The following is a 13,880-nucleotide window of genomic DNA, read 5'->3' on the forward strand; positions in this document are numbered from 1 at the left end:
TAGACTCGCCGCCATGAATCCAGGCGCCCAGCACCCCGACGGTCACTCCGCCGCGCCCCTGCGCAGTGACGCCGAGCGCAACCGGGAGCGGATCATCGCCGCCGCGCGCACGGTGTTCGCGCGGGACGGTCTGAGTGCCTCCATGGCCTCCGTGGCCCGCGAGGCCGGCGTAGGGATCGCCACCATGTTCCGCCGCTTCCCCACGAAGGAAGAACTGGTCGACGCCGTCTTCTCCGACCGCATGGGCGCCTACGCCGACGCGGTCGCCGCCGCCCTGGACGACCCCGACCCCTGGCACGGCTTTGTCGGATACATCGAGTCCGCCTGTGCCATGCAAGCCGCCGACAACGGCTTCGCCGACGTCCTGACCATGACCTTCCCCACCGCCAAGGTCCTGGAGCAACGCCGGAGCGAGGCGTACGAGGCCATGCTGCGCCTCATCGACCGAGCCAAGGCCACCGGCCGCCTGCGCGAGGACTTCGACCCCTCGGACCTTGTACTGATCCACATGGCCAACGCCGGTGTCGTGGGCGCCACCGGCGACGCCGCCCCGGACGCCTGGCGACGCGTCGTCGCCCTGCTCGTCCAGTCCCTCGAGACCCCGGCGCGCGGCCCCCTGCCCGCCTCACCCGGACACGAACCCCTCTACAAGGCCATGCTCCGCGCCGGCCAGGGGACGTCAACACCGCCGCCCGGCAAGAGCAGTTGAGCCGACAGGCGGAGTCGACGCCTTGTCGGGGCCGAGGCCCGGAAAATCATTGGAGCGCCGCCCCCGTACGCCGCTACCGTGCTGCCGAACGCGAACCCCGTCGTCGAGGCAAAGGCATGCCGTTGTACACCAAGTGAGACCCCCCGAACGCTGATCGGTCGCGCGTCGCGCCTATGCGCCGCGCTGCTTTCTGCTGCGGTCTTCTCACTGGAAACGGTGTCCTTCTGTGCTCAATCGCTGGGTGGTCATGCCCACCTGCCTGCCTCTCGTTCTCCGGCGCTGCCACACGTGCACTGCCGAGCGCTTCCGCGTGAACGGCAAGTTCCGCGTCAACGCGAACCACAAACTCATCGACGCCTGGCTCCTCGCGCTCTGCACCGGCTGCGGGGAGACCACCAAGCTCGCCATCCTGGAGCGGGTGAACGTCCGTTCCGTACGGCCCGAGCTGCTGGACCGGATGCATGACAACGACCCTGTACTGGCAGGCGAGTTGCTCCAGGACCCGGTCGTACGGCGTCGTAACCGCATCGCCCTCGACTGGGACAACGCCTGGCGTCTCGAGACCGGCGGATCGGATCACCTGGACCGCGAGAAGGCCGACGTCTCGGTCCGTTTCGTCGCGCGGATCCCTGTGCGGCCGGTGCGACTGATCGCCGAGGGGTACGGGCTTTCACGGGCCGCGGTCGAGCGGCTGATCGCGGAGGGCAAGCTCGTCTCGGCGGTCCGGCTGACCGGCAAGCTCTCCGGCGACTTCACCTTCACGCTCAAGCGCTGAGCAACCGCTGAGCAACCCCCCTCCCGGGGGCGGGGTCTGGCCGGCGGCTGAATCCGTCGGACAGACCCCCGCTCTCCCCTTCTTCCCTTACCGCTACCGCTACCGCACCAGGCACGGCCGCTTCCCGTCGAACTCCCAGCCCGGCACCAGGTACCGCATCCCGATCGCGTCGTCCCGCGCCCCCAACGCCCGCTCCTGGTACAGCTCGTGAGCCGCGAGCACCCGCTCCATGTCCACCTGGACGCCCAGCCCCGGCGCGTCCGGCACCGCGATCTCGCCCCCGACGATCCGGGGCGGAGCGACTGTGAGGCGTTCCAGGCCCTCCTGCCAGATCCAGTGGGTGTCGAGGGCGTTGTACTCGCCGGGGGCGGCGGCGCCGCAGTGCGTGACCATGGCCAGGGAGATGTCGAAGTGGTTGTTGGAGTGGCAACCCCAGGTCAGACCCATCGCGTTGCACAGCTGGGCCACGCGCACCGAGCCCTGCATGGTCCAGAAGTGCGGGTCGGCCAGCGGGATCGACACCGACTGGAGGGCCAGGGCGTGGGTCAGCTGCCGCCAGTCCGTGGCGATCATGTTGGTCGCCGTCGGCAGCCCCGTCGCCCGGCGGAACTCGGCGAGGATCTCGCGCCCCGAGTAGCCGTTCTCCGCGCCGCACGGGTCCTCGGCGTAGGCGAGCGTGTCGTTCAGGGGCGCGCACAGCTCGATCGCCTCGCGCAGCGACCACGCGCCGTTCGGGTCGAGGGTGATCCGCGCCTCGGGAAAGCGGTCCTTCAGCGCGCGTACGGCCTTGACCTCCTCGGCGCCCTCCAGGACTCCGCCCTTGAGCTTGAAGTCGCGGAAGCCGTAGTGGGCGTGGGTGGCCTCGGCCTGCCGGACGATCGCCTCCGGGGTGAGGGCCTCCTCGTGCCGGACGCGGTACCAGTCCACGTCGGCGTCCGGCTCGCGGACGTAGTCCAGCTCGGTGCGGTCCGGGTCGCCGACGTAGAAGAGGTAGCCCAATACCCGTACGGAATCGCGCTGTTGGCCGTCGCCGAGCAGGGCGGCGACCGGTACGTCCAGATGCTGGCCGAGGAGGTCAAGGAGGGCCGACTCGACCGCGGTCACCGCGTGGACGGTGGTGCGCAGGTCGAAGGTCTGGGCGCCGCGTCCGCCCGAGTCACGGTCGGCGAAGCGGGCCCCGATCTCCCTGAGGACGCGCTTGTAGTCGCCCACCTTCGCCCCGACGACCAGCGACTCGGCGTCGCGCAGCGTCCGCGTGATCTTCTCGCCGCCCGGCACCTCACCGAGTCCCGTACGGCCCTCGGAGTCGGTCAGGATCACGATGTTGCGCGTGAAGTAGGGGCCGTGGGCGCCGGAGAGGTTCAGCTCCATGCTGTCCCGGCCGGCCACCGGGTAGACGGAGAGGGCGGTGACGGTCGGCTGGCTCGTACGCGTGCTCATGCTCATCAGGTCCTTGTGCGCGGGGAGAAGAGGGAGGGGGAGGGGAAGGGGGTCAGATGGTGAGGATGTCCAGGGCCCATTCCGCCGCCAGCACTCCGCCCAGGCCGAGGACGGCCAGCACGGTCGTGTAGCTCGTACGGACCTTGATCGCTTCGACGACGGACAGGTTGAAGTACTCCTTGAACAGCCAGAAGCCCGGGTCGTTGACGTGCGAGCAGGCGATCGAGCCGCAGGCGACGGCCAGCACCATGATCTCCGGGTGGATGCCGCTGCCCGCGAGGAGCGGCAGCACCACGCCGGAAGCCGTCACGACCGCGACCGTCGCCGAGCCGAGCGCGATGCGGAGGATCACGGCGATGAGCCAGGCGAGGATGATGGGGGAGACGGACCAGGTGTCCGTGGTGTACTCGGAGATACCGCCCTCCACCAGCACGTTCTTGAAGGCGCCGCCGGCGCCGATCACCAGCAGGATCATCGCCATCGCCTGCGCCGCCGACGTGCAGGACGCGCCGACCTCCTCGAGGCTGCGGCCGATGCGCGGACCGAACGCCCACACCGCCAGACACAGGGTGAGCAGCAGCGCGATCGGGGCCGAGCCGATGAACGCGACGACATTGAGGAAGGGACTCTCGGTGGAGGTGGCCAGGTCGGTCACCGCCGCGCCGGCTATGAGGATCACCGGGAACAGGGCCACCGACAGGGACCAGCCGAGGCCGGGCATCTCCTCGTCGGTGAACTCCCGGTCGCTGACCAGGCCCTTGGGGATGGACGGGTTCATCGCCTTGATGAACGGCAGACGCGGCCATACGAGGGCGATGAGCGCGCCGGCCGGGACGGCGATGAACAGGCCGTAGAACAGGGTCAGTCCGACGGAGGCGTCGAAGGTGGCCGCGACGGCGGTCGGGCCGGGGTGCGGCGGCAGGAAGCTGTGCATCGTGGAGAGGGTGATCGACATCGGCAGGCCGACCCAGAGCAGCTTGGCGCCGGTGACCCTGACCAGGGTGAACGCGATCGGCACGATGATGATGAAGGCGACCTCGTAGAACATGGTCACGCCGATGAGCATGGACGTGATCACCATGGCCACCTGGACCCCGCGCGGCCCGCCCGCGTCGAGCAGCTTCCCGGCGATCCGCTGGGCGGCGCCGGAGTCGCCCATGACCCGGCCGACCATCGCACCGAGCCCGATGGTGAGCATGGTGTCGCCGATCTGACCCCCGATGCCGTCGGAGAGGACGTCCGGGATGGTCGCCACCGGGATGCCCCTGACGAGCGCGACGCCGACGGCGACGAGGAGCAGGGCGGCGAAGCCGTTGAGTCTGAACCGGGTCATGAGGAGCAGCAGAATCAGAACGCTGATGGCGACCACGAGAAGAGGCAAGACAGTTCCCCTTTGAACTGTGAGGCGATGTGAAATGGCTGGTCAGAAGCCACTGGTCAGAAGGCCTGCTGTCGTACCGCCCCCACCAGTGACAGGCCGTGGTCGAGGATCTTCGCCAGGTCGGCGAGGTCGCCGGGGCCCGGGTCGGTGAGCGGGGCGCGGACCGGGCCGACCGGCAGGCCGCGCAGTCGGGCCGCCGCCTTCACCAGGGACACGGCGTAGCCCGGCACCCGGTCGCGGAGTTCGACCAGCGGAACGTAGAACTCGCGCAGCAGCTCGGTCACCACCGTGTCGTCGCCGTCCCGCAGCGCGGCGAAGAAGGCGTTGGCGATCTCGGGTGCGAACGCGTGTACGGCGGAGGAGTACGCCGGGACGCCGACCGTGGCGTACGCGCGGGCCTGGATCTCGGCGGTCGAGGCGCCGTTGAAGAAGAGGAAGCCGTCGGGGGCGGCGAGGGTGAGCCGCTGGAGGCGGTCGAGGTCGCTGTGACCGTCCTTCAGGCCGACGACACCCGGGATCGCGGCGATGCGGCGCAGGCCCTCGGCCGTGAACGTGACCTGGCCGCGCTGGTACGCGATCAGCGGCAGCCGCGTTCCGGCGGCGATGTGCCGCAGCTGCTCCACCAGCCCGTCCTGCGGGGCCCCGACCAGATAGTGCGGCAGGACCAGCAGCGCGTCCGCGCCCGCCTCCTCGGCGATACGGGCGAACCGCAGCGCCTGTGCCCAGCCGTAGCCGATGCCCGCGACCACCGGCAGTCGGCCGTCGGAGATCTCGACGGTGGCCGTGACGACCGCGCGGTACTCGTCCTCGTCGAGCGAGAAGAACTCGCCGGTTCCGCAGGCGGGGAAGACCGCGCCGGGGGCGGAGGCCAGTCGTCCGGTCAGGTAGGCGCGGTAGGCGTCCAGGTCGAGACGGCCGTCGTCGGTGAAGCTGGTGAGCGGGAAGGAGAGCACGCCGCCGGCCATGCCGTCCCGGAGCCGCTGGACCACTGCGGCTGTCCCGGTCTCCGTCTCCGTCTCCATCTCCGTAGCCGTCTCCGCGTCCGTGTTGATCACTGGCATGAATCTCATCTCTCTATGCAGATGTCGTCTGCGTATGGAGATGGAGGTTAGATGCGTGAACGGGCGGGGGTCAATGGCCGCGACGGCGCTGATTCCTGGTCGATCTACGATTGGGCCATGCTGGAGAAGAGGGGTGTCCGCAGCGTGAAGTCGGCGGCCCGGACCGTCGCGCTGCTGGAACTTCTCGCCGCCCGGGGTGAGCGGCCCTCACGGCTGGACGAACTCGCCGAGGAACTGGATGTGCCGCGCAGCAGCATGTACCAGCTGCTCCAGACCCTCGTCGACTGCGGCTGGGTCCGCTCCGACGCGACCGGCTCCCTCTACGGCATCGGCATCCGCGCCCTGCTCACCGGCACCAGCTATCTGGACGGCGACCGGCGTATCCGCGCGGTCCGCCCCTACCTCGACGAGGCCTCGGACGCGCTCGGCGAGACGATTCACCTGGCCCGTCTCGACGGCCCGGATGTCGTCTACCTCGCCACCCGCGAGTCGCATGAGTACCTGCGCACGATAAGCCGCGTCGGCCGCCGTGTCCCCGCCCACGCCGGCGCGCTCGGCAAGGCGCTCCTGGCCGAACGCCATGACGCCGAACTTCCGCTGCCCGAGGGGGAGTTGGTCGCCCTCACGGGCAACACCCACACCACCCGGGCCGCCCTGCACGCCGATCTGGCGGAGGTGCGTGAGCGTGGGTACTCCGTGGACCGTGAGGAGACGGTGGTCGGGCTCGCGGGGTTCGGGTTCGCGCTGCGGTACGACAGCCCGGCGACCGACGCGATCAGTTGTTCGGTGCCGGTGGCTCGGCTGACGCCGGAGCACGAACTCCGGATCGTCGCCGTCATGCGGGAGACTCGGGCGCGGATCGAGTCAGCGGTGCCGATGAATTCGGGGGCGGTTGACTGGCGTTGAGCAGGTGGTTTGTTTACCTGCGGGCCGGTGGGGGCTTGTCGCGCAGTTCCCCGCGCCCCTAGGGGCTGCGCCCCTATCGGGCGCGGTCCGTCCCTCGGCCCCCCTACGCCAACGGGACCCGGGAGAAGCGTCCCGCCGTTCGCAGCTCGGTCTCGATTCGGGACGCCGTTCTGTGCAGCTCCGGCAGGATTTCTGTCACGCACTGCTCTGCCGTACGCCGGGTCGTGTGCATCGCGACGTTCACCGCTGCCACCACCCGGCCCGTACGGTCGCGCACCGGGACCGCTATCGACCGCAGCCCCTCCTCCAGCTCCTCGTCGACCAGGGCGTATCCCTGGTCCCGCACCTTCACGAGCAGCCGTGCGAAGGCCGCCGGGTCCGTCACGGTGTGCGGGGTCAGTGGGGCCAGGTCCCGCACCGCACGGGCCGCCTCGGGCATGTCGGCGAGCAGCACCCGGCCCATCGACGTCGGGTACGCCGGAAGCCTCGTCCCGACGGTGATGTTGGCGCTCATGATGCGCCGGGTCGCCACCCGGGCCGTGTACTGGATCTCCGCGCCGGAGTGCCCCGCCAGCACGGCCAGCGACGCCGACTCGTCGACGCGCCCCGCGAGTTCGGCCAGGTGCGGGGAGGCGATCTCGGCCAGGGACGTGTGGGAGAGGGGCGGGAAGCCCAGGGACAGGACCCGGGGGGTGAGGGCGAAGGTGCGGCCGTGGGCCTCGACGTAGCCCAGGTGCTCGTAGGTGATCAGGGCCCGGCGGGCGGTCGCCCTCGCGAGGCCGGTCGCCCGGGCGACCTCTGTCAGGGTCAGCTCGGCACGGCCCTCGCCGAAGGCCGTCAGCACGGTCAGGCCCCTGGCCAGGGACTCGATGAACTCCCGGCCCAGTTCCTGCTTGGACGCCCCGGTCCAGGCCGCGAGGCCGGAGGGCGGCGCCGGGGTGTCGACGGGCGGGCGGACCCGCAGTTCCGCCTCCATCGCGGTCACCGTCGCCCGCAGGCGTGGCAGCAGGGTGTCGCGCAGGTCGGTCGCGGTGTGGCGGCTGGTGTGGCTGACGACGCTCGCGACACAGGCCACCCGGCCCGTACGGGGGTCCCGTACGGGTACGGAGACGGCGACCAGGCCCGGTTCGATCAGCTGGTCGTCCAGTGCCCAGCCGTCGACGCGGGCCCGCTCGGCGTACGCCTCGAAGTCGGCGCCGGACTCGTCGGTGCGGGGCGGGACCGCGGGGAAGCCGTGGTCGGCCGGGTCCGCGGCCCGGCGTTCGCGCCAGCGCTGCCAGTCGGCCGGGGTCCACTCGGTGGCGAACAGCGGGCCGGGGGCGGTGCGTTCGGCGGGGAGGAGGTCGCCGATGCGGAAGCTGAGGGACATCGCGCGGCGGCGGGTGGCCTGGTGGATGAACCGGATGCCGTCCCGGTCGCCGACGGCGAGCGACACCGACTCGTCGAGCTCGTCGGCGAGGGCGTCCGCGTGCGCGTCGAGCAGCGCGGGCAGCCGGAGGGCGGCCAGATAGGCGTTGCCCAGCTCCATCAGCCGAGGGGTGAGAACCGCGTCCCGGCCGTCGAGACGGACGTACCCCATGCGGGCGAGGGTCGCGGTGATCCGGTCGACCGTGGAACGGGCCAGCCCGGTCGCGCGCTCGAGACCGCTCAGGCTCAGTGTCCCGCCCGCGTCGGTCAGTTGCCGCAGCACGGCAAGCCCACGCATCAGCGGGGCGACGGCCTCGGCGGGCGCGGCACCGGCAGCGACCGGTGTGACATTCGTGGCGGGGACAACCATGGGCACACCGTAATGCCCGGACGGAACCGCCGGCCGTGCGCCTGTCGGCGCCGGACGGCTCACGGCCGGGTGACGGTCACCCGGTAGTTCCCGTCGAGGTCCGCGCTCGCGACCGCGATCCGGATGCCACGCCTGGGATCCTTGAAGGCCTCGCCGGGGGCGAAGGGCGCGTCGGAGAGTTCCGCGTGGACGTTCGGGCTGCGGGTGCAGCCGCCGCTGTCCCGGCGGGAGTCGTACACCGTGACCGGGCCGCGGCCGGTGTCCACGTTCGCGTCGACCCGGTAGATCAGCACGCCCGGGCGGCACACCGTCTCGTCGTTGCCCTCGCGCGTGCGCAGCTCGACGGCGTATCCCGTACGGGAGGTCAGGGGCACGAAGACGAGTTTCGCGCCGCCGGGACGGGCCAGCGGGGTGAGCGTGTACTCCGTCGTCCCGGCCCTCAGCGCGCAGCCGACCTGCGAGGCGTCCAGCCAGCCGAGCTTCCACTTGTGCCAGCCCAGCAGGTCGTTGTTGGCGCCCCAGTCCTCGCTCATGATGTCCCAGTGGCCGACCGCGCCCCCGCCGTGCTGGGTGTAGAGGTCGGGCAGTCCGAACACATGGCCGTTCTCGTGGGGGAGGACGCGGTAGCCGGTCGTGTCGTACGAACCGGAGCCGTCGTCCTGACGTGAGTAGACGAAGGACGCGTTGGCGACGGGCACCCCGTCCGCGACCGGCGCCTCACGATTGCCGGCGAAGGTGACGGACAGGACGGTGTCCAGGGCGGAGGGGCCCGCGTTCGGGGTGACCAGCACGTTCAGCAGATCGTACGAGCGGAAGTCGACCGCCGGGTCCGCGGCGGCCACGATGTCGTGGACCAGCCGGCGGTAGCCGGGGTCGAAGGGGGCGCCGCGCTCTATGCCGTACGAGCGGAAGGTCCGCGGCATGCGCAGCCAGCCGGGGACGGGGGCCTCGGGGCGGTAGTCGAGGCGGCCGTAGGAGCTGGTGGTGAACCAGTCGCGGGTCTGCGGGAAGAACTCCGCGAGCCGGTCGAGGGCGCTGCCCTGGCCGGGGGCGTCGGAGAAGTCGACCATCAGGTTCAGCGCGCGGACGGTTCCGGTGGACCGGGAGTAGCCGGCCGGAGTGGGCAGGCCCTCGGACATCTGGACGCCGAGGCCGCCCCGGATCAGGCAGGGGCCGAGCGGGGAGGAGCGGGCCAGCGGGACGGAGCCCGCGGCCGTCGTGGAACCGCGCGGAGTGAGGTCCCCGGTGCCCGCCGAGGTGCTGACCGCGAGGGTCAGCGCGGCCACGGACACGAGGGCGGCCATCCGGCGTGGGCGCAGGGGTCCCGGCGGGCGTATCCGACGTCGGCTGGTCGGCTGCTGCATGCACGGCCCCTTCGCCACGGCAGCCGCCGGTCTCGGACTGCGCTCTTTCGATCACCCTGTGTCGAGGTCGGCGGGGGCGCGCGCTGGAGGAGACCGATCGTGGGTTTCTCGCCCCGAGGGGCTGTGACTCAGGTCACATGAAATCTCGTCGAGGGAGGGAAATAACCGGGGACTGATTCCCCGTTTAGCCATGTGTCCGAGCGAAACGGGGAGTGATTCCCCGGATCGAAACGCAGCAGTGGCGGACAAGCCCAGAAGCGCAATTTCCACGAAGGAGCACACCGTGCAGACCGCGACCCCCGTGCAGAAGGTGACCCGGCCCCGCGCCGATGCCCTGCGCAACCGGGAGCGGATCGTCACCGCCGCCCGCGAGATGTTCGTCGAGTTCGGCGCCGAGGTGCCGATCGACGAGATCGCCCGCCGGGCCGGCGTCGGCAATGCCACGGTGTACCGCAACTTTCCCGACCGGGAGGCCCTCGTACGCGAGGTCGTCTGCTCGGTCATGGACCGCACGTCCGAAGCGGCCGAACTCGCGCTCGCGGAGACCGGCGACGCCTTCGAGGCGCTGGCGCGCTTCGTGCACGCCGCGGCCGACGAACGGCTGAGCGCGCTGTGCCCGATGATGGCCAGCGCGTTCGACCAGCACCACCCCGACCTGGAGGCCGCGCGGGAGCGGATCGAACAGCTCACCCAGGAGATCATGGACCGCGCCAAGGCGGCCGGACAGCTCCGCGCCGACGTGGACGTGGGCGACGTCATGGTCGTCGTCTCCCAGCTCAGCCGCCCGCCGGCGGGCACGGAGTGCACGAGCATCGACCGCTTCGTCCACCGTCACCTGCAACTGTTCCTGGACGGACTGCGGGCCCCGGCCCACTCCGAACTGCCCGGCAGGGCCGTGACGATGGAGGACCTGCGCCGATCCTGACCGATTAGTTCACCGCGGTATCCGAGTCACCACTCGCAACAACAACAGACTTTCGGCCGTCAGCGCTGACGAGCCGGTCCCCTTTCACACATTTTTTCCGTCACGAAGTCCCGAAGTGGGTATCCCCATGTCCGAAACAGCCCAGGCTGCCGCCGCAAAGGCGCCGGCTCCCGACTCCAACCGCTGGAAGGCGCTCACCTTCATCGCGCTCGCCCAGCTGATGGTCGTGCTCGACGCGACCATCGTGAACATCGCACTGCCCTCCGCCCAGCAGGACCTGGGGATATCGGACGGCAACCGGCAGTGGGTCATCACGGCCTACGCCCTGGCCTTCGGTGGACTGCTGCTCTTCGGCGGCCGGATCGCCGACATCTGGGGCCGCAGGAACACCTTTGTCACCGGTCTCGTCGGCTTCGCCGCCGCCTCCGCCCTGGGCGGCGCGGCGACCAACGAGGCGATGCTCCTCGGCTCCCGCGCCCTGCAGGGTGCCTTCGGCGCGCTGCTCGCGCCCGCCGCGCTCTCCCTGCTCGCGGTGATGTTCACCGACGCCAAGGAGCGCGCCAAGGCGTTCGGCATCTACGGTGCGATCGCCGGTGGCGGTGGCGCCGTGGGCCTGATCCTCGGCGGCTTCCTCACCGAGTACCTGGACTGGCGCTGGACGTTCTTCGTGAACATCCCGTTCGCGATCGTGGCCGCCCTCGGCGCCGTCTTCGTCATCCGTGAGCCCTCCGGCAGCCGCAACCGCTCGCCGCTCGACATCCCGGGCGTCGTCCTGTCCACCCTCGGTCTGGTCTCCCTCGTCTACGGCTTCACGCGCGCCGAGTCCGAGGGCTGGAGCGACTCCCTGACCATCGGCCTGTTCATCGCCTCGGCGCTGCTCCTCGCGTCCTTCGTGTTCGTCGAGTCCAAGGTCAAGGCCCCGCTGCTGCCCCTGCGCGTCATCACCGAGCGCAACCGCGGCGGTGTCTACCTCTCGCTCGGCCTCGCGATCATCGCGATGTTCGGCCTGTTCCTCTTCCTGACCTACTACCTGCAGATCGTGAAGGGCTACTCGCCGGTCAAGACCGGCTTCGCGTTCCTGCCGATGATCGCGGGCATGATCACGGGCTCCACGCAGATCGGCGCCCGCCTGATGACCCGCGTCCCGGCGCGGCTGCTGATGGGCCCCGGCTTCCTGGTCGCCGCGCTCGGCATGCTGCTGCTGACCCAGATGGAGATCGGCTCCTCGTACGCGGCCCTGCTCCTGCCGGCGATGCTGCTGCTCGGCCTCGGTATGGGTACGGCGTTCATGCCGGCCATGTCCCTGGCCACGCTGGGTGTCGAGCCGCGTGACTCCGGTGTCGCCTCCGCGATGGTCAACACCTCGCAGCAGGTGGGCGGCGCGATCGGTACGGCCCTGCTGAACACGATCGCCGCCTCCGCCACCACGTCGTACATCTCCGACCACATCGGCGGCGCGGCCTCCCGCTCCCAGCAGCAGCTGGTCCAGCTGGAGGGCATGGTCAACGGCTACACCAGCGCCATCTGGTTCGCCGTCGGCATCCTGGTCGCCGCCGCGGGCATCGCCTTCACCTTCATCAACGCCGGTCGCCCGGACATGAGTTCGGTCAGCGGCGAGGGTGCCGACGAGGAGCTGAAGGTCCCGGTGGTCGCCCACTGACCCCGGCCGTCGCTCCTTACGGACACCTCGGACCCCTCGTCTTCCTTCGGGCCACTCCGTACGTCACGCGGGGTGGGGACGCCTCGTGACGTACGACTCCAGGATCTGCCCTGGTTCCGCTCAGCGGAGCCAGGGCAGATCCGCGTTCGCGTCCTCGGGCTGAAGGCCCTGGGCGACGATTTCCATGACATCGTGGAGAGTCTGGCGCTGCTCGTCGGTGATCCGGTCGAACAGTGCCTGGCGTACGGCGCTCACATGGCCGGGAGCGGTGCGTCGCAGCACCTCCTGGCCCTGCTCGGTCAGGACCGCGAACTGGCCGCGCTTGTCCGAGGGGCAGTCCTCACGCCGTACCCAGCCGTTCTTCTCGAGGCGGGCGATGGCGTGCGAGAGACGGGAGCGGGTGATCTTCGCCTTCATTGCGAGCTCCGTCATCCGCAGCCGCCGGTCCGGAGCGTCGGAGAGGCCGACGAGCAGGCCGTAGTAGACGTGCGGCATGCCGGCGTCACGCTGGAGCTGGCGGTCGAGATGGTCCTCGAGCAGCGTGACGGCGTGGACGTACACGCGCCAGGTGCGCTGTTCCTCGTCGGTGAGCCAGCGGGGCTCTGCGTCGGATGTAGATGCCGTGTTCATGTACTCCACTCTACGTTCCCCGTCCTTGAATTTTAAACCAAAACGATGTATGTTCAGTATGCGAGAAGCTTGAGAGTTCAACGGAATCTTCGGAACCGGGAAGGAAGCAGTCGACATGTCCGCCGACATCCAGGAGCGCATGCCCGCGCTCTACCTCAGTCACGGCGCGCCCCCACTGGCGGACGACCCGATCTGGCCCGGCGAACTCGCCGCGTGGTCGGCCGACCTGCCCCGCCCCAAGGCGATCCTCATGGTCTCCGCCCACTGGGAAGAGGCCCCGCTCGCCATCGGCGCCATCGAAACGATCCCCCTCGTCTACGACTTCTGGGGCTTCCCCGAGCACTACTACAAGGTCGAGTACGCCGCCCCTGGCGCTCCCCGCCTCGCCGAGTCCGTACGGAAGCTGCTGCGAGCCCCCGGCACACCCGTGCAGGACGTCCCGGACCGCGGTCTCGACCACGGCGCGTACGTCCCCCTGGTGGAGATGTTCCCCGAGGCGGACATCCCTGTCCTGCAGATCTCGATGCCGACCCTCGACCCGGTGAAACTGATGGACATCGGGCGCAAGCTCGCCCCCCTGCGCGACGAGGGCGTCCTCATCGTCGGCTCCGGCTTCTTCACCCACAATCTGGCCGCCCTCCGGCACACCGGGCCCGGAGTGCCTACCTGGTCGAGCGAGTTCGACGACTGGGGCCACCGGGCCCTGGAAACACGCGACGTGGACGGCCTGCTGGACTTCCTGAACAAGGCTCCCGCCGGCCGCTACGCCCACCCGCGCACCGAGCACTTCGCCCCGCTCTTCGTGACGATGGGCGCCGCCGAGGTGGCCGGTGAACTGGACTCCCAGAAGTCGGTCATCGACGGTTTCTGGCTCGGAATGGCCAAGCGGTCGGTCCAGTTCGGCTGACCCCACGGCCCGACAGTCGGCCCCTTGGGGCAGTCGTCCGTGGCCGAAAGAGTGCTCAGAGGTCCTTCTCGTACCAGGCCACGTCCCAGTAACGGCCGAACTTGCGGCCCACCTCCCGGTACGTCCCCACGTACCGGAACCCGAAGCGTTCGTGCAGCCGCACGGACGCTTCGTTCGGTGTCACGATCCCCGCCAGGGCGCGATGCACGTCCTCACCCGCCAGCGCCTCGAAGAGGGCCTTGTAGAGCAGGGTGCCGATACCGCGCCCGCCCGCGTCCGGCGCGAGATAGACGGTCACCTCCACCGTGGTGCCGTACGCCGGCTTCGCGCGGAAGGGGCCCGATG

The 13,880-nt window shown here is 70.3% G+C and carries 13 protein-coding genes; 6 read left to right on the plus strand and 7 right to left on the minus strand.

All coding sequences use genetic code 11. From position 1 onward, the window contains the following. Positions 1-13: 13 nt before the first annotated feature. Together ABZ855_RS40970 and ABZ855_RS40975 are read left to right on the plus strand one after the other, a co-directional pair. On the plus strand, positions 14-709 hold the full coding sequence (locus ABZ855_RS40970; RefSeq protein WP_360816579.1) for a helix-turn-helix domain-containing protein: 696 nt from the start codon (positions 14-16) through the stop codon (positions 707-709). 226 nt (positions 710-935) lie between these two features. Then, entirely contained in the window at positions 936-1,484 is a 549-nt protein-coding gene (locus ABZ855_RS40975; protein WP_360816582.1) for a DUF1062 domain-containing protein, read from the plus strand. Positions 1,485-1,583: 99 nt separating this feature from the next. On the opposite strand, the gene ABZ855_RS40980 is transcribed toward ABZ855_RS40975, so the two are convergent. The 3 genes from ABZ855_RS40980 to ABZ855_RS40990 are packed head-to-tail and all read right to left on the minus strand — an operon-like array spanning position 1,584 to position 5,327. After that, the gene (locus ABZ855_RS40980) at positions 1,584-2,924 is read right to left on the minus strand and encodes an enolase C-terminal domain-like protein (protein WP_360816585.1); all 1,341 of its coding nucleotides are present in this window, start codon (positions 2,922-2,924) and stop codon (positions 1,584-1,586) included. Between the two features lie 52 nt (positions 2,925-2,976). Continuing rightward, positions 2,977-4,305 (minus strand): gluconate:H+ symporter, encoded by a 1,329-nt coding sequence (locus ABZ855_RS40985; RefSeq protein WP_360816587.1) that lies wholly within the window; start codon positions 4,303-4,305, stop codon positions 2,977-2,979. Positions 4,306-4,361: 56 nt separating this feature from the next. Further along, complete coding sequence (locus tag ABZ855_RS40990) at positions 4,362-5,327, minus strand: 5-dehydro-4-deoxyglucarate dehydratase (protein WP_360816615.1); 966 nt, start codon at positions 5,325-5,327, stop codon at positions 4,362-4,364. 156 nt (positions 5,328-5,483) lie between these two features. On the opposite strand from ABZ855_RS40990, the gene ABZ855_RS40995 reads away from it, so the two are divergent. After that, positions 5,484-6,272 carry an IclR family transcriptional regulator gene (locus ABZ855_RS40995; RefSeq protein WP_360816590.1) on the plus strand — a complete coding sequence of 263 codons (789 nt, stop codon included), beginning with the start codon at positions 5,484-5,486 and terminating at the stop codon, positions 6,270-6,272. A gap of 103 nt (positions 6,273-6,375) precedes the next feature. Here the strand turns inward: ABZ855_RS40995 and ABZ855_RS41000 are convergent, their stop codons facing one another. Both ABZ855_RS41000 and ABZ855_RS41005 read right to left on the minus strand, forming a co-directional pair. After that, positions 6,376-8,049, minus strand: coding sequence for an IclR family transcriptional regulator C-terminal domain-containing protein (locus ABZ855_RS41000; RefSeq protein ID WP_360816593.1), 1,674 nt, complete (start codon positions 8,047-8,049; stop codon positions 6,376-6,378). Between the two features lie 59 nt (positions 8,050-8,108). Next, a complete protein-coding gene (locus ABZ855_RS41005) occupies positions 8,109-9,413 on the minus strand; it encodes a M6 family metalloprotease domain-containing protein (RefSeq protein WP_360816596.1) in 1,305 nt (434 codons plus the stop codon). 283 nt (positions 9,414-9,696) lie between these two features. Between ABZ855_RS41005 and ABZ855_RS41010 the strand changes: the two genes are divergently transcribed. Together ABZ855_RS41010 and ABZ855_RS41015 are read left to right on the plus strand one after the other, a co-directional pair. After that, entirely contained in the window at positions 9,697-10,338 is a 642-nt protein-coding gene (locus ABZ855_RS41010; protein WP_360816599.1) for a helix-turn-helix domain-containing protein, read from the plus strand. Positions 10,339-10,465: 127 nt separating this feature from the next. After that, positions 10,466-11,998 carry an MFS transporter gene (locus ABZ855_RS41015; RefSeq protein WP_360816602.1) on the plus strand — a complete coding sequence of 511 codons (1,533 nt, stop codon included), beginning with the start codon at positions 10,466-10,468 and terminating at the stop codon, positions 11,996-11,998. Positions 11,999-12,118: 120 nt separating this feature from the next. Here the strand turns inward: ABZ855_RS41015 and ABZ855_RS41020 are convergent, their stop codons facing one another. Next, positions 12,119-12,628, minus strand: coding sequence for a MarR family transcriptional regulator (locus ABZ855_RS41020; RefSeq protein WP_360816605.1), 510 nt, complete (start codon positions 12,626-12,628; stop codon positions 12,119-12,121). 115 nt (positions 12,629-12,743) lie between these two features. On the opposite strand from ABZ855_RS41020, the gene ABZ855_RS41025 reads away from it, so the two are divergent. Further along, a complete protein-coding gene (locus ABZ855_RS41025) occupies positions 12,744-13,535 on the plus strand; it encodes a class III extradiol ring-cleavage dioxygenase (RefSeq protein ID WP_319209235.1) in 792 nt (263 codons plus the stop codon). A gap of 55 nt (positions 13,536-13,590) precedes the next feature. Here ABZ855_RS41025 and ABZ855_RS41030 read toward each other — a convergent pair. Next, a partial coding sequence (locus ABZ855_RS41030; RefSeq protein ID WP_360816609.1) for an N-acetyltransferase family protein occupies positions 13,591-13,880 on the minus strand: 290 nt, incomplete at its 5' end.

The organism is Streptomyces sp. NPDC047042, from assembly GCF_040644035.1.
Classification (GTDB): Bacteria; Actinomycetota; Actinomycetes; order Streptomycetales; family Streptomycetaceae; genus Streptomyces.